At 60.4% G+C, this 24187-nt stretch carries 22 protein-coding genes; 11 read left to right on the top strand and 11 right to left on the bottom strand.

The window, feature by feature from the left end; all coding sequences use genetic code 11:
• Window positions 1–400 precede the first annotated feature (400 nt).
• The 9 genes from Q0562_RS13720 to Q0562_RS03080 all read right to left on the bottom strand — a co-directional run bounded on the left by Q0562_RS13720 (window position 401) and on the right by Q0562_RS03080 (window position 8774).
• On the bottom strand, window positions 401–814 hold the full coding sequence (locus Q0562_RS13720; protein ID WP_366144684.1) for a hypothetical protein: 414 nt from the start codon (window positions 812–814) through the stop codon (window positions 401–403).
• Between the two features lie 39 nt (window positions 815–853).
• Entirely contained in the window at window positions 854–1360 is a 507-nt protein-coding gene (locus Q0562_RS13715) for an SPFH domain-containing protein (RefSeq protein WP_366144683.1), read from the bottom strand.
• A gap of 9 nt (window positions 1361–1369) precedes the next feature.
• Complete coding sequence (locus Q0562_RS03110; protein WP_156786537.1) at window positions 1370–1540, bottom strand: hypothetical protein; 171 nt, start codon at window positions 1538–1540, stop codon at window positions 1370–1372.
• Window positions 1541–1607: 67 nt separating this feature from the next.
• On the bottom strand, window positions 1608–2987 hold the full coding sequence (locus Q0562_RS03105) for an SIR2 family protein (RefSeq protein ID WP_298641014.1): 1380 nt from the start codon (window positions 2985–2987) through the stop codon (window positions 1608–1610).
• 77 nt (window positions 2988–3064) lie between these two features.
• Window positions 3065–4516: a decarboxylating NADP(+)-dependent phosphogluconate dehydrogenase gene (gene gnd / locus Q0562_RS03100; protein ID WP_298641012.1), complete on the bottom strand. Its 1452-nt coding sequence runs from the start codon at window positions 4514–4516 to the stop codon at window positions 3065–3067.
• A gap of 33 nt (window positions 4517–4549) precedes the next feature.
• Complete coding sequence (gene pgl / locus Q0562_RS03095) at window positions 4550–5242, bottom strand: 6-phosphogluconolactonase (protein WP_298641010.1); 693 nt, start codon at window positions 5240–5242, stop codon at window positions 4550–4552.
• A gap of 17 nt (window positions 5243–5259) precedes the next feature.
• Window positions 5260–6729 carry a glucose-6-phosphate dehydrogenase gene (gene zwf / locus Q0562_RS03090; RefSeq protein ID WP_298641008.1) on the bottom strand — a complete coding sequence of 490 codons (1470 nt, stop codon included), beginning with the start codon at window positions 6727–6729 and terminating at the stop codon, window positions 5260–5262.
• Window positions 6730–6777: 48 nt separating this feature from the next.
• Window positions 6778–8025 carry an MFS transporter gene (locus tag Q0562_RS03085; protein ID WP_298641006.1) on the bottom strand — a complete coding sequence of 416 codons (1248 nt, stop codon included), beginning with the start codon at window positions 8023–8025 and terminating at the stop codon, window positions 6778–6780.
• Window positions 8026–8054: 29 nt separating this feature from the next.
• The gene (locus tag Q0562_RS03080) at window positions 8055–8774 is read right to left on the bottom strand and encodes a hypothetical protein (RefSeq protein ID WP_298641002.1); all 720 of its coding nucleotides are present in this window, start codon (window positions 8772–8774) and stop codon (window positions 8055–8057) included.
• 276 nt (window positions 8775–9050) lie between these two features.
• Here Q0562_RS03080 and Q0562_RS03075 point away from each other — a divergent pair, with 276 nt between their 5' ends.
• The 11 genes from Q0562_RS03075 to Q0562_RS03025 all read left to right on the top strand — a co-directional run bounded on the left by Q0562_RS03075 (window position 9051) and on the right by Q0562_RS03025 (window position 22703).
• Window positions 9051–9443, top strand: a complete 393-nt coding sequence (locus Q0562_RS03075) for a cupin domain-containing protein (protein ID WP_298641000.1) — start codon at window positions 9051–9053, stop codon at window positions 9441–9443.
• Window positions 9444–9457: 14 nt separating this feature from the next.
• The gene (locus Q0562_RS03070; RefSeq protein ID WP_298640998.1) at window positions 9458–10030 is read left to right on the top strand and encodes a carboxymuconolactone decarboxylase family protein; all 573 of its coding nucleotides are present in this window, start codon (window positions 9458–9460) and stop codon (window positions 10028–10030) included.
• 34 nt (window positions 10031–10064) lie between these two features.
• Window positions 10065–10724, top strand: a complete 660-nt coding sequence (locus Q0562_RS03065; RefSeq protein ID WP_298640995.1) for an NAD(P)H-dependent oxidoreductase — start codon at window positions 10065–10067, stop codon at window positions 10722–10724.
• Between the two features lie 269 nt (window positions 10725–10993).
• Window positions 10994–12397, top strand: a complete 1404-nt coding sequence (leuC, locus tag Q0562_RS03060; RefSeq protein WP_298640992.1) for a 3-isopropylmalate dehydratase large subunit — start codon at window positions 10994–10996, stop codon at window positions 12395–12397.
• Window positions 12394–13020 carry a 3-isopropylmalate dehydratase small subunit gene (gene leuD / locus Q0562_RS03055; protein ID WP_298640989.1) on the top strand — a complete coding sequence of 209 codons (627 nt, stop codon included), beginning with the start codon at window positions 12394–12396 and terminating at the stop codon, window positions 13018–13020. Before leuC ends, leuD begins: the two co-directional genes overlap by 4 nt.
• Before the next feature lie 14 nt (window positions 13021–13034).
• Window positions 13035–14120 (top strand): 3-isopropylmalate dehydrogenase, encoded by a 1086-nt coding sequence (leuB, locus tag Q0562_RS03050; RefSeq protein ID WP_298640987.1) that lies wholly within the window; start codon window positions 13035–13037, stop codon window positions 14118–14120.
• Between the two features lie 102 nt (window positions 14121–14222).
• Window positions 14223–17381, top strand: a complete 3159-nt coding sequence (locus tag Q0562_RS03045) for a FimV/HubP family polar landmark protein (protein ID WP_298640984.1) — start codon at window positions 14223–14225, stop codon at window positions 17379–17381.
• 8 nt (window positions 17382–17389) lie between these two features.
• Window positions 17390–18187 carry a tRNA pseudouridine(38-40) synthase TruA gene (gene truA, locus Q0562_RS03040; RefSeq protein WP_298640982.1) on the top strand — a complete coding sequence of 266 codons (798 nt, stop codon included), beginning with the start codon at window positions 17390–17392 and terminating at the stop codon, window positions 18185–18187.
• A complete protein-coding gene (locus Q0562_RS03035; RefSeq protein ID WP_298640980.1) occupies window positions 18174–19688 on the top strand; it encodes an NAD(P)H-hydrate dehydratase in 1515 nt (504 codons plus the stop codon). Before truA ends, Q0562_RS03035 begins: the two co-directional genes overlap by 14 nt.
• Window positions 19689–19750: 62 nt before the next feature.
• Window positions 19751–21385, top strand: a complete 1635-nt coding sequence (locus Q0562_RS03030; RefSeq protein ID WP_298640977.1) for a leucine-rich repeat domain-containing protein — start codon at window positions 19751–19753, stop codon at window positions 21383–21385.
• A gap of 28 nt (window positions 21386–21413) precedes the next feature.
• Window positions 21414–22703 (top strand): DnaJ domain-containing protein, encoded by a 1290-nt coding sequence (locus tag Q0562_RS03025; protein ID WP_298640975.1) that lies wholly within the window; start codon window positions 21414–21416, stop codon window positions 22701–22703.
• 178 nt (window positions 22704–22881) lie between these two features.
• Here the strand turns inward: Q0562_RS03025 and Q0562_RS03020 are convergent, their stop codons facing one another.
• Window positions 22882–23496, bottom strand: coding sequence for a superoxide dismutase (locus Q0562_RS03020; RefSeq protein WP_298640969.1), 615 nt, complete (start codon window positions 23494–23496; stop codon window positions 22882–22884).
• A gap of 62 nt (window positions 23497–23558) precedes the next feature.
• Window positions 23559–24134 carry an oligoribonuclease gene (orn, locus tag Q0562_RS03015; protein WP_298640966.1) on the bottom strand — a complete coding sequence of 192 codons (576 nt, stop codon included), beginning with the start codon at window positions 24132–24134 and terminating at the stop codon, window positions 23559–23561.
• Window positions 24135–24187: the final 53 nt, after the last annotated feature.

The raw sequence follows: 24187 nt of genomic DNA, 5'->3' as shown, positions 1-24187 counted from the left end.
CGTAGGATGGGCTTCAGCCCATCGGGCAGGCGCAGCCTGCCTTTTGCGTTCTTGGTAAGAACGCAAAAAGCGGGAGAACCGCACGTTTTCGATTTTGAAACGTTGCAGGTAACGTCTCTACAAGAACCGCTGTTTGCCGCGACAATATCAATGGTGGGCTGAAGCCCACCCTACGAACTTTGTTTTACTTCTTGGGATTGGCATGGAACGTTGCCTGCAACGTCTCTACAAACCCGGTATTTACGCCGCTTGGCGGGCGCAGGGCAGACTTCCGCCCGCCGCCGCGTGAATGGCGGGCGGAAGCCCGCGCTACGGCAGGTCGTTTCCGGGGCTTTGGCGCGTAACCGGAGGCCGTGGGCACAAGAAAAACGGGGCGGCTTGCCGCCGCCCCGCCTGTCCCTCACGGCTGTTCTTCCGCCGGCAGGGTCAGCATCGGCACACTGCCGCCCGGCAGCATGGTGCGCGGCAGGACGCCGTTCCATCGTTCCGCCTGCATCAGGCGGATGATTTCCGGATTCTTGCGCAGGGCTTCGCCTTTGGTGTTGATGGAATCCGCTTCCGCTTTCGAGCGCAGTTCGATCGCCTTGGCTTCGGCTTCCGCCGCTTTGATCTGCGCATCGGCCAGCCCCTGGGCGCGGGTGGCGGCGATTTGCGCTTCGATACGTTCGCGTTCGAGGTTTTGTTTGTAACGCTCGACTTCCACCTCCGCTTTCATGCGGTCTTCAATCGTCTGCTCGTAAGCATCAGAGAAATCGACGTTTTCTATCTGCACACTGGCGATGCGCAGGTAGGGGTATTTGGCGAGCGCATTCACGATGGCATCCTTGCTGCGGTTGTTCAGCTCTTCGCGGTGCTACACGGAGCGGATGGCGGTGAACTGGCCGAAGACGGTTTTCAGCTCTTGTTTGACGATAGGGGTAATCGCCAGCTCGTAGAGATTCTCGGTTTTGCCGAACTGGGTGTAGAGCGCTTCCACGCCGTCTTCGGTGATGGAAAAAGTCACGGAAAGGGTAATGTGCGCCGGTTGCTGGTCGCTGGAATAGGCGAACACGTCTTTCATGCTGCCGGTGGTGGTGCGCACCGGGATACGCACGACACGGTCAATGTAGGGCATTTTGAAATGCAGGCCGGGTTCGGCCACTTTGCTCACTTCGCCGTAATGGAGGACGACGCCGCGCTCACCCTGATCCACGGTATACATGCTGCCGCCGGACATCAGCAGCAGGGTGAAAACGATGGCAGCGCTGAAGAACAGGATAAAGAGCGGGGCTCTGCTTTTTTTCGGGGGGAGGCTGTTATTGGTGTTCACGGGGTTTCCTTCGGGGGTGATGGGGGCGATGTTTTGCTGACTGCGTGTCATGGAAAGGTCCTATTTGCTGGCTTTGGCGCGGATACCAATGCTGCCGTACAACTCGGTGTCGCCGCTTTCGTTCGAGATGCCGATGTGGTTGCCGTGCGTGTCATGCCGGGCGGCGGTGGACGTCGGCTGTTGGGCGCAAGCGGTGAGCAGGAGGAGGCTGGTGAGGAGGAGGGTTTTCATGGGGACGTAATTTAGTTGAGACAGGATTTAGATAGGACAGAGAAATGGGTTAATTTTATTATTATGGCTAAACTGGGTTTTCCTCCAATGTATAAGGCAGATTATTTTTGACTTTTTCAAGTAATTGCAAGGCAGCCTCTGAATATAAATGGCAGTTATTTAGCTGTAATATACAGACATGATAGATATTATCTGATGCTTTTATATCAAAACCATTATTATCTTTTTTAATTTTTTCTATTAATTTGTTAGCTCCATGCCAGCTTTTATAACCAAGTCTATTAGCTAAAACAGTAAGTGTATAAGGAAAGTTTGCGCTCATAGCAGCAACTGTAGCAGCATCCGCAATCCCATATAACTTCACGAGAGTTCCACCATCAGCATTAGAGTATGAAGTTAAATACTCATAATTAACCTGTATTTTGCTCTTAGGAATGTCTTCTCGAATCAGCTTATATTGTCTAGATTGTAATGCTCGCAAAATCTTAGGATTAAAATTATCTATTAAATTTATATTTTTAAATGCTTTAAATATCCAATTATAGTCTCTTGCTGATATATTGTTTATCCTAAAATCTACACCTTCTGATAGAGAAATAGAACATTCGCGTGGATATGATTTGTTCCCGTCAAGATCTTTTTCCCATCTTATAAAAAACATATTAGGCATCAATCTACCATTGTATCCCAAAGCCAGGTTAACATCAGATAATATATTTTTTATATTCTCATCTGCTGCACTATAACCAATAAAGATAATTGGATGTTCAAGAAAAAAAGTAAGTAATTTAGCTGCTAGATACTTAGAACTTTTATTAAACCTAACATAATCTTCTTTTGTTAGGACAAGGCTTGAATATTCTCTAGCACATCCATGGATTTTATAAATTTCCCCTACATCCCATAAGATATCAGTAATGATTTTTTGCCCTACGACGGGAGCATATTCAGTAAAAACTTTATCTTCCAAGAAAGTATCATAATTAGTAGTAATAATAGCTTGTGGACATATCTGTTTTAGGTTCATTAGTTCTTCATGATATTCTTCAGACAAATGATTTAAAGAGCCATTATTATCAATCAGCTCAGTAAATAAATTACTAACCTTATACTTTAAATAAGCATCTTCAGGGACATCAAGAGAAAAAAGTTTCTCTGGAAATTTCCCTTTATCTTTCCATGCCCAAGTTCTAAAAAATTTCACAAAATCTGAAGCTACCGCCGCTAGATCACTATGTTTTTTCTGCTGATAATATGGAAAGTCTCTTTTTATATTAGGGCATATCTTGGTCATCTCTTGTAATAATTCAATCCAATTTGGACCATTTAAATATCTTTTTGAGAATCCAGATCCTATAAACAAAATAGGTTGATACTTAAAGTCAGTTTTACAACTGTCTATCTTTTCTATCATTTCTTTTTTATATTGTTCATATACTGTTGTCATTCTAATACCCAAGATTTTTAGAATTTTATTAAAGCCGCCGCAAGGCGGCTTTTTTGCCTAGAGCTAAAACAAACATCTCAAGCGTCGTAGGTGGTCGAAGCGGTATCGCCGCCGGTGCCGGTCCAGTTGGTGTGGTGGTATTTGCCGCGCGGTTGGTCGGTGCGTTCGTAGGTGTGCGCGCCGAAGTAATCGCGCTGGGCTTGCAGCAGGTTGGCAGGCAGTTGTGCGCTGGTGTAGCCGTCGAGGAAGGTCAGCGCCGAGGTCATGCACGGCACGGGGATGCCGTGGCTGATGGCGGCGGCGGCAACTTTGCGCCAGTCGGCGAGGTTTTGTTGCAGGATGGTGCGGAAGTAGGGCGCGGTACCGAGGAAGGTAAGGTTGGGGTCTTGCGCGTAGGCGTCGCGGATGTCGCCGAGGAAGCGGCTGCGGATGATGCAGCCTTCGCGCCACAGCATGGCGGTCGCGCCGTAGTCGATGTGCCAGCCGTGTTGTTCGGAGGCTTCGCGGATGAGCATGAAGCCCTGGGCGTAGGAGATGATTTTGGCGGCAAGCAGGGCTTTGCGCAGGGCTTCTGTCCAGGTGGCGCTGTCGCCGTCGAAGCGGGCGGCGGGGCGCGGGAAGTGGGCGGCGTTGGCCACACGTGCATCTTTGGCGGCGGATATGCTGCGCGCGAAGACGGCTTCGCTGATGAGGGTGAGCGGGATGCCGTGGTCGAGGGCGTTGATGGCGGTCCATTTGCCGGTGCCTTTTTGCCCGGCGGTGTCGAGGATGTGTTCGACCAGCGGGCTGCCGTCGGTGTCTTTGTAGGCGAGGATGGCGGCGGTGATCTGGATGAGGTAGCTGTCGAGTTCAGTTTTGTTCCACTCGGTAAAGACACGGTGCATGGTGTCGTAATCGAGGCCGAGGCCGTCTTTCATGATGTGGTAGGCCTCGCAGATGAGCTGCATGTCGCCGTATTCGATGCCGTTGTGCACCATTTTCACGAAGTGCCCCGCGCCATCGGCGCCAACCCAGTTGCAGCAGGGTTCGCCGTCCGGGGTTTTGGCAGCAATCGCTTGCAGGATGGGTTTGATGTGCGGCCAGGCCTCGATATCGCCGCCCGGCATGATGGAAGGGCCGTGGCGCGCGCCTTCTTCACCGCCGGAGACGCCGGCGCCGACGTAGCGGATGCCTTTGTCGCGCAGGGCATGGACGCGGCGGGTGGTATCGGGGTAATGGGAGTTGCCGCCATCGATGATGATGTCGCCGGGGGCGAGGTGGGGGACAAGCTGGTCGATGAATTGGTCCACCACGTCGCCGGCGCGCACCATGAGCATGATGATGCGCGGGCTTTTCAGTTTTTCCACGAGTTCCGGGATGCTGTGCGCACCGCTGATGTGGGTGCCTTTGGCCGCACCTTGCAGGAATTCGTCCACTTTGGCGGTGGTGCGGTTATAGGCAACGACGTGGTAGCCGTGATCGTTCATGTTGAGGATGAGGTTTTGGCCCATGACGGCAAGGCCGATGACACCGATGTCTGCTTTTGGCATGTCTGCTCCTGTTGTGGATTGGTGGATGGGTGGTTATGACAGTTGCGCCGCTGCGGCATGATCGAGGTGGTACTCGGTCGTGCCGTCTGTGGCACGGATGCGGGCGGCGGGGTAGTCCGCGCCGGCGGCGATTTGTTTGAGGATGGCGGCTTTGCCGCTGCCGGTCGCGAGGTAGCTGAGGCGTTTGCCGCGCATGATGAGCGGCGCGGTCAGGGTCAGGCGGATTTGCCCGCTCTGCGGGTGGCGGGCGATGGCAACGGTTCCTTCGCTCGCGTAGTCGGTCGCGCCGGGGAAGAGGGAGGCGGTGTGGCCGTCGTCGCCGATGCCGAGGAGAATCCAGTCGTAGCGGCCATCGGGGATATGGGCGGCGATGTCGGCGGCGTAGCGGGCGCGTTCTGCGGCGGGGTCGGCTTCGCCGCGCATGCGGTGGATGTAGGCGGCGGGCACGGGGACGTGGGCGAGCAGCAGGCGTCCGGCTTCGCCGTAGTTGCTTTCGGGGTCTTGCGGCGGGACGCAGCGTTCGTCCCCCCACCACAGGTGCAGGTTCGCCCAGTTGACGCGCCCGCGCCACGGTTCGCCGGCGAGCAGGCGGTAGAGTTGTTTGGGGGTGCTGCCGCCGGAGAGGGCGATGTGCTGCGCCGCCGGGCGGTGGCTGATAGCGGCGAGTTCGGCGGCGATGTGGGCGACGAGGGCATCGCTGTCGGCGTGGATGTGGGTGCTTTGCATGGGCGATACCTCTTGTCTCAGGCTTTTCTCGGCTGCCGCCAGACGCGGCCACTGCGCGCAATCATTTTGTCCGCTTCAACCGGACCCCAGCTGCCGGGTTCGTAGCTGGCGATGGCGCCCCGGTTCGCCTTGTAATCGAGGATGGGCTGGACGTATTTCCAGCAGGCGTGCACGGCGTCGGTACGCGCAAACAGGGTGGCGTCGCCTTTCATCGCATCGAGCAGGAGGCGTTCGTAAGCGGTGAGGACATTGTTGTTGGCGAGGTCGGCGTAGCGGAAATCCATCGCCACTTCTTCGGATTCGAAGCCCGCGCCCGGTTTTTTCAGACCGAAGCGCATGGCGATGCCTTCGTCCGGCTGGATGCGGAGGATGAGTTTGTTTTCCGGCGCGCGCTGGTTGAAGACGGGGTGCGGCGTGGTTTTGAAGTGGATGACGACTTCGGTGAAGCGCAGCGGCAGGTATTTGCCGGTGCGGATGTAGAAGGGTACGCCGCTCCAGCGCCAGTTATCGATTTGCAGGCGCAGCGCCATGTAGGTTTCGGTGCTGCTGTCCGGGGCGACGCCTTTTTCCTGACGGTAGCCGGGAACCGCCCGGCCATTGATTTCGCCTTTGCCGTATTGGGCGAGGACGAGGTTGTTTTTCAGGTATTCGGCATCGAGCGGATGCAGGCTGTGCAGGACTTTCGCCGCTTCGTCACGCATGGAGTCGGCATCGATCAGCGCGGGCGGTTCCATCGCCACCATCGCCAGGATTTGCAGGAGGTGGTTCTGGAACATGTCGCGCACCGCTCCGGAGCCGTCGTAGTAGCCGCCCCGGTTTTCCACGCCGATGGTTTCGGCGGCGGTGATTTCCACGTAGTCGATGTAGTTCCGGTTCCAGAGCGGCTCGAACAGGCCGTTGGAGAAGCGCAGCACCAGCAGGTTCTGCACGGTTTCTTTGCCGAGGTAGTGGTCGATACGGTAAATCTGGTGTTCGAGGAAGTCGTGGTGGATGGTTGCGTCCAGCTCGCGCGCGGTTTTGGCATCGTAGCCAAAGGGTTTTTCCACGATGAGACGTTTCCAGCCGTGATTTTCGCTGTTCAGGCCGTGTGCGGCGAGACAGGCGGGGATGATGCCGTAGAGACTGGGCGGGGTGGAAAGATAGTAGAGGGTGTTGCCACCGGTCTGGTATTCGGCGTGCAGGGCATCAAGACGCGGCACGAGTTTGCCGTAATCGTCGCGGTCGGCGGTGTTGAGCGGTTGGTAGTAGAGGCGGGTGCAGAAATCATCCAGCGTCTGCCCGCCCGCGTTTTCTTTTTCGATGAGGTTCTGCCGCATGGCGTCGCGGAATGAGGCGTCATCCAGCTCGCTGCGGCTCGCGCCGAGGACGGCAAACTGTTCCGGCAACTGGTTGTTTTTGAAGAGGTGGTAGAGGGCGGGGATGAGCTTGCGGCGGGTGAGATCGCCGGAGGCGCCGAAAATGACGATGATGTTGTTCTCTGGTTTCATGGGGTGTCCGGTACGGGGGAAAGGGGCAATGTATCACGGCGGGCGGGATTATTGTGTCACCGCCTGCGGGTGTTTTTTGAAATAACGCGCGAGTTGCCAGGCGGTGGCGACGCCGACGGCGGCGAAGACGCACCACGGCAGGAGCGGCAGGTCGTGTGCCTTGCCGAGGTCGTACAACCAGCCGCCGATGAAGTTGCCGAGCCCGCCGCCGAGGCCGATGCTGACCGCGCTGAAGCCGACGTACAATCCCAGCGCACGCGGGTGGGCAAGGTGGGCGACGAGAATATCGAGCATCGGGCGGGCGGTGAGGTAGCCGAGGGTATAGACGCTGATCCAGAGCAGGAAGACGGCGAAATTCGGCGACGTGCCGAGCAGAAACGTGCCCAGCGTCATCACCAGTGTCCCCGCAATCAGCAGTTGGTGGCTGGCGAAATGGCGTTGCAGGCGGCGCACGAGGAAATATTGCAGGAGGAGGGTGAGGACGGAGCTGTACGTATAAAACAGCCCGGCGCTGGCCTTCGTGCCGGTGAGCGCTTCGGCGAGCAGCGGGAAGCTGATGTTGACCTGCATCACCACGAACCAGTAGCCGCAGAGGATGGCGACGAAGTGCAGATAAGCGCGATCACGCAGCAGACTGCGCAGATGCGGGGTGCCGTCGTCATCACCCGCCGCCGCTGCCGCCTGTTGGCGCGTATCCGGGAAATAGCGCAGCGCGACGAAAACGTTGGCGAGGAAACAGCCGCCGGCGGCAATCCCCACCGCGTGAAAGCCGATGGCGAGCAGGGCGATGGCAAGCAGCGGGCCGATCGTGGAAGCGAGGCCGGTGAGGTAGTTGGCAATCAGATAAAACTGGCGGCGTTCGTCCGGGCGGGTCATGGCGACCGTCGCCGCCTGGAACGGCGCATCAAACAGCGCCCCGCCGAGGCCGGTGAAAAGCAGCGCGGTGAAGAAGACTGGCAGCGTCGTCGCAAAACCGAGCATGAAAAAGCCGACGGCACGGATGATGAGGCCGGAACAAAGCACCGGTTTCAGGCCGTAGCGGTCGGCGAGCATCCCGCCGATGAAGGTCAACCCCTGCTGGCTGATCTGCCGCAGGGCGAGCGCCATGCCGACTGTCGCCGCCGCCATGCCGACATCGCCGACAAAATGCACGGAAACGAGCGGGATGAGCAGGGTAAAACCAGTGGTGGTGATGGCCTGATAAATCAGCAGGGCGAAAAGCTGCGGACGGTCGCGGTAGGCAAGCAGGTCGCGCAGCGGCGCGGTCAAGGCAGCGAGGGGGACGTGGACGTGCATAAGGGGGAAGCCGTGGGGGAATGGCGGGATTATACGCTTTGCTTCCCACGCACATCGCGATAGCGAATGAGATCGCCCTGTCCGTAATAAATAATCGCCTCCCGGATTTCTTTGGCCACTTTGGGCAAATAATGTTTTTTCTCCCACTCGGAAAGCGAAAGACCGTAAATCACAGCGCCCACCATGACCAGCAGGACAATAACCAGTAACATCGGCATCAGAACAAGCATTAAAAATTCAGCCGATGGCCTGATCACCATAATGGGCAAGAAGATGATGATCATCAAATAAAACATCCTCGGAGATTCTCTACGGATTTCCGTCGTATCAAAATCAGCCTGATTCTCCCATCTGTCATGCACGACGATCCGCGCATAGCAGCGCATCCGGTGATGGTAAATCTGAACAAACTCTATCTTCTCAATATCTTCCCACCGTATCCGCTCCGCCCTTTTATAGAAATAAAAGGAAAATCCCCCGGCATCAAAAGCCACATATTCCGGCTTGCGGGAAACAGAAGCCGCCCAGCGGCTCAAATGCAAAAAATAAACGGCAAAAGCAAAGCCAAAACAAAGAACGGAAAAGATTATCCCGCTGGAAAAAGCATTACCCATCTTCGATTCTTTCATGATCACGGGAAAAGGTATCAAGCCCATCAAGACCAGCACGATAATGCAGACCACAAAATAGCCGCGCTGCCTGTCGCGAAAATACCAGCGGAAACTTTTGCCTTCTTTTTTATCGCTCATGAACCCTCCTTCTCAGCGGAAATGGAGGGACATATAACCACATTCCGCTATCACCCATCGCTGCATTTTTATCACTGCCGACAAGAGGCGACCATATGGAGGCGGTTGTCATCCGGGCGGCGCGGTTGCCGGATCAAGCGCCCTGCGCCGCCTGCGGGCGGTTTTTTATGCCCGTCGCGCACCACGCGTTCATGAAAATCCCGCATAGACCTTATCGGCAACAAGCAGCCATCACCGCCGTACAATGCCGCTTCCACCCATAACCGAGGAAAAACCATGTCCTTCCCGCAAATCTTCCCGCAAGGCGCAGAAAACACCGCTTACGCGCAATATTTCAGCGGCAGCAGCTATCTCGCCACCCTCGCCGAGGGCGATGCCGCCGTGCATAACGTTACCTTCGCCCCCGCCTGCCGCAACCACTGGCACATCCACCACGGCGCGGGGCAAATCCTGCTCTGCACGGCGGGCGAAGGCTGGTATCAGGAAGCGGGCGGGCCCGCGCGCCGCCTGCGCCCCGGCGACACCGTCAATATCCCCGCCGGGGTCAAGCACTGGCACGGGGCGACGAAAGACGGCTGGTTCTCGCATCTTTCCGTGACCGTGCCGAAAGCAGGCGCCAGCACAGAGTGGTGTGAACCGGTCGATGACGCCGCTTATAACGCCCTGTAAACCCGGAGCCGCCCATGAACCTCACCGCCAAACAAACCGCCCTCGCCCGCCTTGCCGCCGCCACCGCGCGCGGCGATCAGGCGGCACTGGCCGCCGCGCTTGATGACGCCTTCGACCACGCCGCGCTGACGGTGGAAGAAAGCAAAAGCGCGCTGGAACAGCTCTACGCCTACTGCGGTTTCCCGCGCAGCCTGAACGCGCTTGCCACCCTGCTCGCGACCGTCGAAGCGCGGCAGGCGGCGGGCAAAAGCACCGCCCCCGGCCGCCCCGCCGCCGCCATCCCCGCCGTGGACATGACCGTGATCGGCACGGAAGTGCAAACCGCGCTGGCCGGGCAGCCGGTCGGCGGGCCGCTCTTTACCTTCTCGCCGCACATCGACCGTTACCTGAAAGCGCACCTGTTCGGCGACATCTTTGCCGATGACCGCCTGCAACATCAGGAGCGGGAAATCGTCACCATCGCCGCGCTGGCGGCGATGGACGGCGTGGCCGGGCAACTGGCCGCCCATCTGCGCATCGGCGCCCATACCGGCCTGAATCCGGCACAACTGGCCGCCGTGCAGGCCGTCGCCCGCCCGATGCCGTAACCTTATCTTGCTTTAATACCCACCGGAGAATCCCATGATCCTGACCCGCGAACAAACGCTCGACATCTTCCGCCGCCGCGCCGCCACCCGCTACTACGACCCCGCGCGCACCATCAGCGCCGACGATTTCGCCACCATCCTCGAATGCGCCCGCCTCTCGCCGAGCTCGGTCGGCTCCGAGCCGTGGCGTTTCATCGTCGTGCAGAACCGCGCCCTGCGCGCCAAAATCAAGCCCGTCGCCTGGGGGACGCGCAACACGCTGGATGATGCCAGCCACTTCGTCATCCTCCTCGCCAAAAAACACGCCCGCTACGACACCGCCTTTTTCCGCGAAGTCATCGCCAGACGCGGCATCCCGCCCGAACAGGTGCCGCAGACACTTGAAGCCTATAAAAATTTCCAGACCCACGACCTGCGCATCGCCGACGACGAACGCGCCCTCTTCGACTGGGCCTGCAAGCAGACCTACATCGCCCTCGCCAACATGATGACCGGCGCGGCGATGCTCGGCATCGATTCCTGCCCGATCGAAGGTATGGACTACGAAGCCGTGAACCGCATCCTCAGCGAGGAAGGGCTGCTGGATACGGCGGATTACGGCGTGTCCGTCGCCGTGACGTTTGGCTACCGCGCCCGCGACATCAGTGCGAAACCGCGCCGCCCGTTGTCGGACATCGTGCGCTGGGCAGAATGAATACCGCACCGCTCGCGGAAGGCGGCGGTAACGACTTGCCGATGCAGCCTGTTTATCAGCAGGCAGGCGGCAATGATAAACTCTTCTTGCGGCGTACCCTTTGGTCCCGGGAACGGTGGCAGCCGACCGGGGCCTTGGCGTAACGCCCCGTTTTTTAAAGTGTTATAAAACATTGCGTGCGGAGTCCGGCGTGATTTATGCCTTGAACGACTACCGGGCGGCGTGTGCCGGGATCTCCCACTCAGATAACAAGATAAGAAGGTTTTTTCATGTCAGGGCAAACGTTATACGACAAGGTGTGGCAGGCGCATGTAGTGCGCGAGGAGGCGGGGCAGGTGCTGCTCTATATTGACCGGCATCTGGTGCACGAGGTGACCTCGCCGCAGCCGTTCGACGGTCTGCGCAAGGCAAAACGCGCACCGTGGCGCACTGCCTCCATTCAGGCGGTGCCGGATCACAATGTGCCGACGCTGCATCCGGAGCGCGGCATTGATGATCCCGTCGCCCGCGCGCAGGTGGAGGCGCTGGAAAAAAATTGTGCCGAGTTCGGGGTGCGTCTCTTTGACCGCCTCGACCGGCGGCAGGGGATTGTCCACGTGGTCGGACCGGAACAGGGTCTGACCCTGCCCGGCATGACGGTGGTCTGCGGCGATTCGCATACGTCCACACATGGCGCGTTCGCCGCGCTGGCCTTCGGCATCGGCACGAGCGAGGTGGAACACGTCCTCGCCACGCAGTGCCTGCCGCAGAAGAAGACGAAGGCGATGCGTATCCGCATCGAAGGCGAAATGCCCGCTGGCGTGTTCGCCAAGGATTTGATGCTGACGGTCATCCGCACCATCGGCACGGCGGGCGGCACGGGCTACACGCTGGAATTTGCCGGCAGCGCGGTGCGGGCGCTGTCGATGGAAGGGCGGATGACGATGTGCAATATGTCGATTGAGGCGGGCGCGCGCGCCGGGATGGTCGCGGTCGATGACAAGACGGTGGATTATTTCCGTGGCCGCCCGTTTGCGCCGCAGGGCGCGCTGTGGGCGCAGGCGGAAGCCTACTGGCGCACCTTGGTCAGCGATGATGATGCGGTGTTCGATCGCGAGGTGCTGCTCGATGCGGCGGCGATTGCGCCGCAGGTGAGCTGGGGCACCTCGCCGGAAATGGTCATCGATGTCGGCGGGCGTGTGCCGCATCTCGATGACGCGCGCGACGCCAACCAGCGCGATGCCTACGCGCGCGCGCTGGCCTACATGGGGCTGCGCGAGGGACAGGCGATTGGCGAAGTGCCGCTGGATGCCGTCTTCATCGGCTCCTGCACCAATGCGCGCATCGAGGATTTGCGCGTTGCAGCGCAGATCGTCGCCGGCAAACACGTGGCCAGCGGCATTGAAACGGCGCTGGTCGTGCCGGGTTCCGGGTTGGTAAAAGCACAAGCGGAAGCGGAAGGGTTAGACCGTATATTCATGGAAGCGGGCTTTGAATGGCGTTCGCCCGGCTGCTCAATGTGTCTCGCGATGAACGCCGACCGCCTCAGTGCGGGTAAACGTTGCGCTTCCACCTCGAACCGCAATTTCGAGGGGCGGCAGGGACAGGGCGCGCGCACGCATCTGGTCAGCCCGGCGATGGCGGCAGCGGCGGCCGTGGCGGGACATTTCGTTGACGTGAGGGAGCTTTTATGAAGGCATTTACCACCGAAAGCGGCGTACTCGCGCCGCTTTACCGCAGCAATATCGACACCGACGCGATTCTGCCGAAGCAATACCTGAAACTCATCACAAAAAGCGGCTTCGGGCAGTACCTCTTCGACGACTGGCGCTACCTGCCCGATCGCGCACCCAACCCCGCCTTCGTGCTGAACGAAGCGCGCTACCAGGGCGCAAAATTCCTGCTTGCCGGGGCGAATTTCGGCTGCGGCTCCTCGCGCGAACACGCGGTGTGGGCACTGGATGAATACGGCTTCCGCGCGGTGATTGCGCCATCGTTCGGCGACATCTTTTACAGCAACTGCTTCAAAAACGGCGTTCTGCCCGCGCAAGTGGATGAAGCCACCGCCGAAGCGCTGTTTGCGGCGACGCAGGCGGCGGAGACGGTGAGCATCAGCGTCGATCTGGACGCCGAGCGGATACGCTGCGGCGCGGCCAGCTATCCGTTCAGCGTGGATGCGTTCCGCAAACACGCGCTCTACTACGGGCTGGACGACATCGGCCAGACCCTGCAACACGCCGCCGACATCCGCGCCTTCGAGGAACGGCACAAACAGCGCTTCCCGTGGTTATATGCGGGGCATTCTGAGGAAAACTGAGGAGACACATATATATGAAGAACATCTTGTTACTGCCCGGCGACGGTATCGGTCCGGAAATCATGGCGGAAGCGGAAAAAGTGCTGCGCCTGCTGCAAGCGCGTGCCGGACTGGCCGTAACCCTCGACACCGCCCTGCTCGGCGGCTGCGCGGTGGAAGCGACAGGCGAACCCTACCCGGCGGAGACCCGCGCCAAAGCGCGCGCCGCCGATGCCGTACTGCTCGCCTGCGTCGGCGGGCCGAAATGGGACAACCTGCCGCGTTCTCAACGACCGGAAACCGGACTGCTCGCCATCCGTGCCGACCTCGGCCTGTTTGCCAATCTGCGCCCGGCGCGGGTGCTGGACGCGCTCGCCGAACGCTCCTCACTCAAAGCCGAACTCGTGCGCGGGCTGGACATCCTCATCGTGCGCGAGCTCACCGGCGGTATCTACTTCGGTCAGCCGCGCGGCTTGGGCACGAACGACGCGGGCGAACGCGAGGGTTTCAACACCCTGCGGTACAGCGAAAGCGAAGTGCGCCGCATCGCGCGCGTCGCCTTCACCGCCGCGCAGGTGCGGCAAAAACGCCTCTGTTCCATCGACAAAATGAACGTGCTGGAAAGCTCGCAACTGTGGCGCGACGTCGTGACGGAAACCGCCGCCGACTTCCCCGACGTGACCCTCACCCACCTGCTCGTGGACAACGCCGCCATGCAGCTGGTGCGTAACCCGCGCCAATTCGACGTCATCGTCACCGGCAACCTCTTCGGCGACATCCTCTCCGACGAAGCCTCGCAACTGACCGGTTCCATCGGCCTGTTGCCCTCCGCCTCGCTGCGCGCAGACGGCGTCGGCCTTTTTGAACCCGTGCACGGCTCCGCTCCCGACATCGCGGGCAAAGGCATCGCCAACCCTTACGCCATGCTGCTCTCGCTCGCCATGCTCCTGCGCCACAGCCTGCACGAAGAAAACCTTGCCCGCCTGCTCGAAGCAGCAGTAGAAAACAGCATCGCCGCCGGCGTGCGCAGCGCCGATCTTGTCGCAGCCGGGCAACAGGCGGCAGGCACCGCCGCCATCGGCGACGCCGTCTGCCGCCACCTTGCCGCAGAATTGCCATAAACTGTGGAAAAGATTACTTGCTTGTAAAGCAACGGCTGCATATAATCCTATTGTTGTTTTTATGATACCGCCGTAATACCCATACGGCCGAAGGAGCACAGTATGAACAGGAATCAAACGCCCGCACGTTTGCGCCATGCCGTTGCATTGGCAGTTGGGTTGGGATGCAGCAGCGTCGCCGCATCCATCGGACTGGGACCCATCCAGGTCAATTCCAGCATCGGTCAGCCGATGAGCGCCACCATCCGCGTGGACGGGCTGGATGCCGCCACCGCCAAAGGCGCCACCGTGCAGCTCGCCAGCGCAGCGGCCTACCGCGCGCGCGGCATCGAACTCTTGCCCATCCACCAGAAACTGCGCTTCAGCCTGGTGCCCGCAGGCAAGGGCTACGTCATCCGTGTGACCAGCACCACCGGCATCCGCGAACCCTTCCTCAACTTCCTGCTGACCATCAACAGCAACGGCAGCACCATCACCCGCGAATACGCCGCCTTCTTCAACCAGGATCCGCTCAATCCGAACGCGGGCAGCACCATGCTGGCGGAAGTCCCGCAAGGAAAAACAGCGCCCGCAGAAGACGGCAAAGGCAAAAAAGGCAAGAAAGGCAAAGGGAAAGAAGCCAAGGAACAGCAACTGGCCGAAAACACCGCCGGCATCGACTTCACCGCCAACAACCTGAACAACAGAAAAGCGCTGGCGGATAACGACCGCAGCGAGCCGAAAACTGCCACAAAAGAAAACAGGAAAACCAAAGCCGAGCAGCCGCCCGCACCACGCAAAAAAGCCACCCCGCTGCGCGCTGCCAGCCCGGATAACGAAGGCTGGGGCGGACACGACATCCTCGCCGCACGGCAAAAACAGACCACGCCGCAGCCACAGCGCGGCAGACAAAGCGAAGACGGCCGCTATTCCTACTACTCGTCCGATGTCAAACCCGGCAGCATCGCCGTTGGCAGCACCTACGGCCCGGTACGCGACAACGAAACCCTCTTTTCCATAGCCAACGCCGCGCGCCCGTCCGAGGATGTCTCCATCCAGCAGATGATGCGCGCCATCTACAACGCCAACCGGGGATCCTTTGCCCATAACAATATGGGCAACCTGATGGTCGGCAGCACCCTGGTCATCCCCGATCCGGGTGCCGCGACCGCCCCTGCCCCGGTCAGAGCGGCGAAAAACACCGACATCGCCGCCAACGACAAAGCAGCGAAAAAAGAGAAAAAAGCGGACAACGCGCCTGCCAAAGCCGAAGTGCCCGCCAAAACAGACGAAATCGCCGCTGCCGCCCCCGCCGCAGACAACGTCGCGGCAAATAATGCGCAAAACCCGCCCGCCGCAGACAACATCGCGGCAAACGGCGCGCAAAACCCGCCCGTCGCCCTCGTGCAGAACGACGCCCCGGCCGAAACCGCCCTCCCGCCGGAAAACATCCAGATGGACGGCAACCAGCTCACCCTGGACAACACCGAAACCCTGCTCGCAAACAACGGCAATGCGGCGGAAACTCCGGCCGCCCCCGCCGCCGCGACAAACCCGGAAGAACAACCCGCCACCCTGCCCGCACCTGAAGCAAAACCCGCCGAAATCGCCGCTGCCGACGAACCCGCCGCCCCGCCCGCCATACCGGCGATGGAATCCAAACCCGTGGTCGCCGTCGTCGAAGAACAGCCGGCCGACAAAGTCTCAACCGGCATGCCGCTGCCGCTCTTGGCCGCTGCCGGCGTGGGCGTACTCAGCCTCGGTGGTGCCGCCGCCTACTTCATCACCCGCCGCCGCCGCCACGACGACGACAGCATGGAAGAATTCTCGCAAGACGAAATCGACCGCATGGTGTCGGAAATGGAAGCACGCGAAGGCGTCAAGGCCGGGCACGACATGGCCGCCGGCGAACTCAAACCGCGCCGGAAAAAAACCGTGGCGGAAAAACACGACCCCGCGGCCGACCTCGAAGGCCTGCAACAACTCAACAGCCAGCTCTCCGAACTGGAAAAGCTGAACGACCACATCGGCATCCCGAAATTCGTGGACGACGGCGAACCCCATTCCGCCGAAGAACTGCCGGACGACTTCTTCAAAGACCTCGAACTGCCGGGCGACGAAGAACCCGCCCCGGTGGCCGCTGCCGCCGCCCAACCCGCCGCAGCGGACGAAGAAGAACACGACTTCTTCAGCGACCTCGAAGCCTTCGCCGCCGCAGAACCCGCCGCCACCCCGAGTGCGGCCGCAGACGCTGACGACAGCGACTTCGACCTGCCCGACTTCGGCGCGGACGAAACCCCGGCCGCAACGCCCGCCGCCAAGCCAAGCCTGGCCAAAGCCGAACCCGCGCCGCAACCCGCCGCTGCGGAAGAAGACGACGACCTCGATTTCCTCAGCTTCGCCGCCGAAGACGCGCCTGCCACCAAGGCCGAACCTGCACCACAACCCGCTGCCGCCGCAACCGACGATGACGACTTTGACTTCATCAGCTTTGCCAGCGACGAACCCGCCCCTGCCGCCAAGGCCGAACCCGCACCACAACCCGTTGCCTCCGCAACCGACGATGGCGACGACTTCGACTTCATCAGCTTCGCCAGCGACGAACCCGCCGCCGCACCCGCCCCTGCCGCCAAGGCCGAACCCGCATCACCGCCCGCAGCAGCCGCCGAAAAAACCGCTGCCGCGAGCAAGAGCACGGGCGATGACGATCTCGACTTCTTCAACAGCCTCAGCCTCGCCGACGAATCCGCCGCCGAGGCGGCACCTGCCGCTGCCGCCCCCGAAGTAAGCGACGAAGACAACAGCGTCATCGACTTCTTCGCCAGTGACGAAGAACCCGCGCCCGTTGAAGCGGAAAAAGCCGAAGAAAAACCCGCTGCCGCAAAACACACCCACAGCGTCGTCAGCGATGCCGTAGTCGTGGCCGCCGCTGCCGACGACAGCGCCGCCAAAAGCGAAACCCTCGACTTCTTCTCGCTGCAAGACGAACCGGCGGCAGCCGCCAAACCCGCCGCCCCGCCCGCGAACGGCAAAGACACCGCCGCCGCGCCCCAACCGGCAGCGGCACCGCCCGCTGCCAAACCCGTAGCGGCGACCATCGCCCCGGCCTCCTCCGACATCGACATCGAAGCAATGGAAATCAACCTCGACATGGCCACCTCCTTCATCGTCATGGGCAAAGCCGAAAAAGCCCGTTCCTGGCTCGATGAAGTGCTGGTCTCCGGCAGCGAAGCGCAAAAAATCCGCGCGCGCAGCATGCTCGAACAACTCGAAAAAGCCTGAGGGTCACCATGACCACACGCTATGCCGTCGGCGTCGAATACGACGGCACCCATTACGCGGGCTGGCAGCGCCAGCCCTTTTTTGCGTCCACCATTCAGGAACACATCGAGCGCGCTCTGAGCCGGGTCGCCGCCGAAACCATCACCACCACCTGCGCCGGGCGCACCGACGCGGGCGTGCATGCCATCGCGCAAGTCCTGCACTTCGACACCAACGCCGAACGCAGCCCCTTCGCCTGGCTCGCCGGCACCAACCGCTACCTGCCCGCCGACATCCGCCTGCAATGGATCACCCGCGTCGGCGACGACTTCCATGCACGATACAGCGCCACCGCCCGCCACTACCGCTACCTCATCCGCCACCGCGCCCAGCCCAGCGCCCTTTGGGCACAGCGCTGCCACTGGCACAAAAAACCACTCGATTCCCTGCTCATGCACCAGGCGGCACAGCCGCTGGTCGGCGAACACGACTTCAGCGCCTTCCGCGCCGCCGAATGCCAGTCCAAAACCCCGTGGCGGCGCATAGACCGCATCCACATCCACGAAAAACACGGCTGGATCGCCGTGGACATCAGCGGCAACGCCTTCCTGCACCACATGGTGCGCAACATCGTCGGCACCCTGCTCGCCGTCGGCGACGGGCGCGCCGGCGGCAACTGGCCCGCCGCCGTCCTCGCCGCCCGCGACCGCACCCAGGCGGGCATCACCGCCCCGGCGCACGGCCTCTACCTCCACGGCGTCACCTACCCGCCCGCCTGCCGCCTGCCCCCCAACCCGCATGCCTGGATACCCGATGACATCCCCTGACCTCCTCCCGCTCGCCGACGCCGACACCATCCGCCGCCTCGACCGCCTCACCTGCGAACGCCAGCACATCACCTCCCTGCAACTGATGGAACGCGCTGCCGCCCGCTGCACCGCGCGCCTGCTCGCCTGCTACCCGGACAACCGCCACTGGACCATCATCGCCGGTGCGGGCAACAACGGCGGCGACGGCCTCGCCATCGCCCGCCAACTGCACATGCAAGGCCACCACATCACCGCCTACCACCCGCAGCAGCAGCGCACCTCGCCGGATCACGCCGCGAACGCCGCCCGCCTCGCCCGCCTCATCCCCACCCGCGACCTTGCCGCCTACACCCCGCCCACGCGCGGCATCCAGATAGACGCCCTCTACGGCGTCGGCCTGAACCGCCCGCTTGCCGCCGCCGATGCCGACCTCATCCGCACCATGAACCGCGCCCCGGTGCCGACCGTCGCCATCGACCTCCCCTCCGGCCTGCGCGCCGATGCCGACAGTCCCGCCCCCGTCATCCGCGCCGCGCGCACCCTCTGCCTCGGCTGCCCCAAACCCGCCCTGCTCTGGCAAGAAAACGAAGACTACGTCGGCACCCTCGAACTCCTCCCCATCGGCCTCGACCACGCCGCCCTCGCCGACACCCCCGCCGCCGCGCGCTGGCTCACCGCCGCCTGGCTGCGCGGCGAATACCGCCCGCGCCGCCGCTTCGCGCACAAGGGCGATGCCGGGCGCCTGCTCATCATCGCGGGCAGCCGGGGCATGACCGGTGCGGCCATCATGGCGGCACAAGCCGCATTGCGCGGCGGCTGCGGCCTGCTCACCGCCCACCTGCCCGCCGCCTGCTGCACCGCCTACCACGCCACCGTCCCCGAATCCATGACCGACGCCGACGCCCACCCCGACCACAACACCCGCCTCACGCGCGACCTCCCCGCCGACGCCCTGCTCATCGGCTGCGGCTGTGGCACCCACCCCGACACCGCCGCCCTCATCGCCGATCTCAACAGCCGCTACCACGACCGCGCCATCCTCTGGGATGCCGACGCCCTCAACCACCTCGCCCACGACCCCGCCCTGCAACAACACCTGCCGCCGCGCAGCATCCTCACCCCGCACCCCGGCGAATTTGCCCGCCTGAGCGGCGCGCCGCTTGCCCACGACCACGAACGCATCCCCGCCGCGCAAGCCCTCGCCGCCCGCCTCAACGCCGTCATCATCCTCAAAGGCAAATACAGCATCATCAGCGCGCCGGACGGCAGCACCGCCATCAACCCGACCGGCAACGCCGGCATGGCCAAAGGCGGCAGCGGCGATGTCCTCGCCGGCCTCACCGCCGCCCTGCTCGCCCAGGGCTACCCGCCCTTTACTGCCGCCTGCCTCGGCACCTACCTGCACGGTCTCGCCGCCGACCTCGCCCTGAAAAAAAGCGCCATCAACAGCCTGACCGCAAGCGACATTATCAGCGCCATCCCCGCCGCCTGGCGCAACATCGCCGCCGAACCCGCCTGAACGCGGGACATCGCCGCCACAGCACCGCCCATCGCCAACAACCCCACAAGAGAAAAACCACCATGACCGACGACGACCACAAACAACTCAAACCCCGTGCCGACAACCTGCCCGCCGCCCTGCAACGCAGCAAACAACTGCTCGCACTCAACGCAGCTATCCGCGCCCGTACCCAGGCGCTGGCGACCGCTAAGGATGGCTGGTTCGAGCGCCTCTGCGCCTGGGCGGATGAATTTCAAATTCCGGAAGAAGAATTGCCGAGAGAAAAGGCAAAACTATTGGCGATGACGGAATTGAAAATTCGGCGTGGTGGATCTGGTTATTATTCATTTGAAGACTATCCCAAGCTTACCCGGCTGGCGGCGGAAATCTCCTGTCTTAGCAATCTGCAAACACTCGATTTACAGTGGAATAAACTTAGCACCCTGCCACCGGAAATCGGGCAACTCGGCAATCTGCAAAAACTGGATTTAAGAAGTAATCAACTCACTGCCCTGCCTGCTGCCATTGCACAACTCGGTAATCTGCAAGACATCACCATAGACGGTCATTTGCTTTTAGAACTCATTGATATGGCACCGCATCTGCCAAAACTGAAATCTCTTAGCTTGTTTAATCTCACTGCCCTGCCCGCCGAAATTGGTCAACTCGGCAATCTGCAGAAATTGGATTTAAGCGGCAATGAACTCACTGCCCTGCCTGCTGCCATTACCCAACTCGGTAATCTGCAAGAAATCACAATGGACGGTCGTTTACTTTTAGAACTCATTGATATGGCACCGCATCTGCCAAAACTGAAATCCCTTAGCTTGCTTAATCTCACCACTGTGCCAGGCGAAATTGGACGACTCGGCAATCTGCAATCACTGGATTTGTCCTTGGATCAACTCACCAACCTGCCTGCCGAAATCGGTCAACTCGGTAATCTGCAATCACTGGATTTGTCCTGGAATGGACTCACCAACCTGCCTGCCCAAATTGGTCAACTCGGCAATCTGCAGAAATTGGATTTAAGCGGCAATGGACTCACTGCCCTGCCTGCCCAAATTGGTCAACTCGGCAATCTGCAGAAATTGGATTTAAGCGGCAATGAACTCACTGCCCTGCCTGCTGCCATTATCCAACTCGGTAATCTGCAAGAAATCACAGTGGACGGTCATTTGCTTTTACAATTAATTGATATAGCACCATATTTGCCAAAACTAAAATATCTTAGCTTGCGCAATTTCGCATCCCAGCCTGCCGAAATTGAGCAACTCGGCAATCTGCAAACATTGGATTTATCCTTGAATGGACTTACAGCCCTGCCTGCCGCAATTGGCCAACTCGTCAATCTGCAAAAACTGGATTTGTCCTGGAATCAACTCACCACCCTGCCTGCCGCAATTGGCCAACTCGGCAATCTGCAATCACTGGATTTATCCTGGAATCAACTCACCACCCTGCCTGACTCAATTGGGCAACTGGATAAGCTAATAAAACTAGATTTAGGAAAAAACCCACTCACTGCCCTGCCCGCTTCACTTAAACGCCTTTATCGTGAGCGCAATGGTGCATTGGAAATAGAATTAGATGATAAATCCCTGCTGGAAGATAACGACGAAGCGCTTTCCTCCTTTGACGATGACGATAATGTGCCTTGGAATGACGATGGCTATGATGATGATGGCGTATTTTGGGGCTCAAACGGGCGATAACGGCATTCTCTTTTAATCTGGTTTTCCCATGTTACAAACCCTCATCAAACGTCTGGAAATCATCCGCGCCGCGATGTCGCTGGCCGATGAAGACCTGATTGCCCAGCAGTTGCCCGCGCTGCGCGCCGTGTTGCCGCAGTTGGATGGCGCGGCGGGCGAGAGCCTCACCGCCATCATCGCTGCGCTGGCAGGCGGGCATTACCCGCAGGCGATGCGCCTGATTAACCGCTTCCTTACCGCACAGGCGGCGCTGGTCGTCAGCGAAGATGCCGAGCTCGTCGCGCTGCGCCTCGAACTCGCCGCGCTGGAGCGGCAAATCACCGCCGAAACCCTCGAACGCGACGAAATCCAGGCGCTGCTGGAACGTTTCAACCGCGATTTCCTTCTGCACTGCGGTTCGACGCTGGCGGAAATCCTCACGGCGCAGGAGCAAATCGCCAGACTGCAACTGGAAAAAGCGCTACACGCGCAGCGCGGGCAGCGGCAGGAAAAACGCGATGCGGGGCATCAGGAAGAAGCGGAAACGGATTACCGCGCGGAAATGGACGAAGAAGAGGTTGCCCGCGCGGAAGCAGAGGACGAAGAACAGGCAGAAATTGCGACAGAAAGCGCTGACGAATGGGCAGAAACCCTTGCCGCTTACGATGCCTGGTGCGACTGGCTGGAAGAACAAGAAGCATTGGCTAACGCCGCTGCCGAAGACGACCCCGACCTTGAAAATGCCCGCCGCACCTACGAAGAGACCAAACAGCAGCGCAAAGCCTTCAGCGACGAACAGACGCAGGCCGAAATCGAGCAGCAGGATATCGCTGCCCTGGATGCCGACGCGGAAACCCGCCTCAAAGCCGCTTACCGCCGCGCCAGCCAGTTATGCCACCCCGACCGCGTCAGCGCCGAGCACAAGGCACAGGCGGAACAACTCTTCAAGGAACTGGGTCAGGCCTACAAGAAAAAAGACCTGGCAACCGTCGAACGCATCCTTGCCCAACTGCAACGCGGCATCTTCACCGCCGCCAGCGACACCCTGAGCGACACCGCCGCCCTGCATGCCCGCATCGCGGAACTGCGCGAGAACCTCGCTGCCTTGCGCACGGAAATCGCCACCTTGCAGAATGACGATACCTACACGCTGCTGCGCGGCTTCGCGGACGAAGCGGCCTATCAAGCCTACCTCGCCGAACAGTGCGCCATCCTCGCAGGCGAACTTGAACAGCTCTACGCCATCCTGCGCACCCTCACCGCAGAAGCGGATGATGCCGGGGACGCCACTGATACGGCTGACGACGATGACGACACTGACGAAACATTTTTCTTTTGAGCCGCCAGGCGGCGTAAACACCGGGCCCGCCCTGCGCACATCGCTTGATTTCTTGGATTGGCATCAGTCCATCGCACAAACAGCAATGACAGGCGCGCGCGATGTCGGCATTTTTCCCGCTTGTCGCGCTGCGGCATGAAAAAAGCCGGACGTTGTCCGGCTTTTGGGTGGGCGGTGTTCAGGCGGTCGCTTGCGCGTAGCATTCGGCAGCGTAGTCCCAGTTCACCACTTGCCACCAGGCGTCGAGGTAGTCGGCGCGTTTGTTCTGGTAGTGGAGGTAGTAGGCGTGTTCCCACACGTCGCAGCCGAGGATGGGCGTGCCACGGACAGCGGCGGTGTCCATCAGTGGATTGTCCTGGTTCGGGGTGCCGGTAACGGCGAGTTTGCCGTCTTTGCCGACAATCAGCCACGCCCAGCCGGAGCCGAATTGTTTGACACCCGCATCTTTGAAGGCGGCCTTGCAGGCGTCAAAGTTGCCGAAGGCACTGTTGATGGCATCGAGCAGGGCGCCTTTGGGTTCGCCGCCGCCGTGCGGGCGCATGATGTTCCAGTAGTGGTTGTGGTTGTAGTAGCCGCCCGCGTTGTTGCGCAGAGCCGCGCTTTCTTTGCTGATGTGGGCGAAGATGGTTTCCAGCGGCTGGCCGTTCAGCGGGTTGTCCTTGATGGCGGCGAGGAAGTTGTCGTAATAGGCTTTGTGGTGGCGGTCGTGGTGGATTTGCATGGTGGTAGCGTCGATGACGGGTTCGAGCGCATCGTAGGCGTAGGGCAGGTCGGCAAAGGTGTAGGTTGTCATGGTTTTTCCTGTGTTTTTAGGGGTGGGCGGCTATTATGCCGCCGCTTGTCGGCAAGTTTTTCTTATTGTTTTCCGCTTTTGGTTTGGTTTTGTTTATCGTCACGCGGCCGGAAGATGTGGGCGCGGTAGTGGCGCAGTTCCGCGATGGATTCGCGGATGTCGGCCAAGGCTTCGTGGCTGCCTTTTTTCGGGTAGGTGTGCACGGGATACCAGCGGCGCACGAGCTCTTTCAGGGTGGAGACGTCAAGGTTGCGGTAGTGGAAGTAGTGTTCGAGGGTCGGCATGAGGCGCGCCATGAAGCGGCGGTCCTGGCAGATGCTGTTGCCGCACAGCGGTGATGCCTGCGGCGGGACGTATGCGCGGATGAAGGCGAGGGTTTGCGCTTCGGCGGCAGCGGTGTCGATGGTGCTCGCGCGGCAGCGGTCAAGCAGGCCGCTCGCGCCGTGGTGTCGGCGGTTCCAGTCGTCAAGGTGGTCGAGGATGCTGTCCGGCTGGTGGATGGCAAGCACCGGGCCTTCGGCGAGGGTGTTCAGTTCGGCGTCGGTGATGAGGGTGGCGATTTCGAGGATGTGGTCGCGCCCGCTGTCGAGCCCGGTCATTTCGAGGTCGATCCAGATGAGGTTGTCGGGGTGTTGCATGGGCGTTCCTGTGCGGTTTTCGGTGCGCGGCATTGTACGCGCTGCCGCCCGTT

The sequence above is a fragment of the uncultured Cardiobacterium sp. genome, assembly GCF_938028825.1.
Taxonomy (GTDB): Bacteria; Pseudomonadota; Gammaproteobacteria; order Cardiobacteriales; family Cardiobacteriaceae; genus Cardiobacterium.
The sequence above is the reverse complement of the archived record's forward strand: the minus strand, read 5'-3'. Positions and strand labels throughout refer to the sequence as shown.

Excerpts from the sequence above, each read along its gene's own strand:
- Q0562_RS13715 (WP_366144683.1), bottom strand. The coding sequence starts at position 1,360 with ATGACACGCAGTCAGCAAAACATCGCCCCCATCACCCCCGAAGGAAAC.
- Q0562_RS03110 (WP_156786537.1), bottom strand. The coding sequence starts at position 1,540 with ATGAAAACCCTCCTCCTCACCAGCCTCCTCCTGCTCACCGCTTGCGCC.
- Q0562_RS03105 (WP_298641014.1), bottom strand. The coding sequence starts at position 2,987 with ATGACAACAGTATATGAACAATATAAAAAAGAAATGATAGAAAAGATA.
- gnd (WP_298641012.1), bottom strand. The coding sequence starts at position 4,516 with ATGCCAAAAGCAGACATCGGTGTCATCGGCCTTGCCGTCATGGGCCAA.
- pgl (WP_298641010.1), bottom strand. The coding sequence starts at position 5,242 with ATGCAAAGCACCCACATCCACGCCGACAGCGATGCCCTCGTCGCCCAC.
- zwf (WP_298641008.1), bottom strand. The coding sequence starts at position 6,729 with ATGAAACCAGAGAACAACATCATCGTCATTTTCGGCGCCTCCGGCGAT.
- Q0562_RS03085 (WP_298641006.1), bottom strand. The coding sequence starts at position 8,025 with ATGCACGTCCACGTCCCCCTCGCTGCCTTGACCGCGCCGCTGCGCGAC.
- Q0562_RS03080 (WP_298641002.1), bottom strand. The coding sequence starts at position 8,774 with ATGAGCGATAAAAAAGAAGGCAAAAGTTTCCGCTGGTATTTTCGCGAC.
- Q0562_RS03075 (WP_298641000.1), top strand. The coding sequence starts at position 9,051 with ATGTCCTTCCCGCAAATCTTCCCGCAAGGCGCAGAAAACACCGCTTAC.
- Q0562_RS03070 (WP_298640998.1), top strand. The coding sequence starts at position 9,458 with ATGAACCTCACCGCCAAACAAACCGCCCTCGCCCGCCTTGCCGCCGCC.
- Q0562_RS03065 (WP_298640995.1), top strand. The coding sequence starts at position 10,065 with ATGATCCTGACCCGCGAACAAACGCTCGACATCTTCCGCCGCCGCGCC.
- leuC (WP_298640992.1), top strand. The coding sequence starts at position 10,994 with ATGTCAGGGCAAACGTTATACGACAAGGTGTGGCAGGCGCATGTAGTG.
- leuD (WP_298640989.1), top strand. The coding sequence starts at position 12,394 with ATGAAGGCATTTACCACCGAAAGCGGCGTACTCGCGCCGCTTTACCGC.
- leuB (WP_298640987.1), top strand. The coding sequence starts at position 13,035 with ATGAAGAACATCTTGTTACTGCCCGGCGACGGTATCGGTCCGGAAATC.
- Q0562_RS03045 (WP_298640984.1), top strand. The coding sequence starts at position 14,223 with ATGAACAGGAATCAAACGCCCGCACGTTTGCGCCATGCCGTTGCATTG.
- truA (WP_298640982.1), top strand. The coding sequence starts at position 17,390 with ATGACCACACGCTATGCCGTCGGCGTCGAATACGACGGCACCCATTAC.
- Q0562_RS03035 (WP_298640980.1), top strand. The coding sequence starts at position 18,174 with ATGACATCCCCTGACCTCCTCCCGCTCGCCGACGCCGACACCATCCGC.
- Q0562_RS03030 (WP_298640977.1), top strand. The coding sequence starts at position 19,751 with ATGACCGACGACGACCACAAACAACTCAAACCCCGTGCCGACAACCTG.
- Q0562_RS03025 (WP_298640975.1), top strand. The coding sequence starts at position 21,414 with ATGTTACAAACCCTCATCAAACGTCTGGAAATCATCCGCGCCGCGATG.
- Q0562_RS03020 (WP_298640969.1), bottom strand. The coding sequence starts at position 23,496 with ATGACAACCTACACCTTTGCCGACCTGCCCTACGCCTACGATGCGCTC.
- orn (WP_298640966.1), bottom strand. The coding sequence starts at position 24,134 with ATGCAACACCCCGACAACCTCATCTGGATCGACCTCGAAATGACCGGG.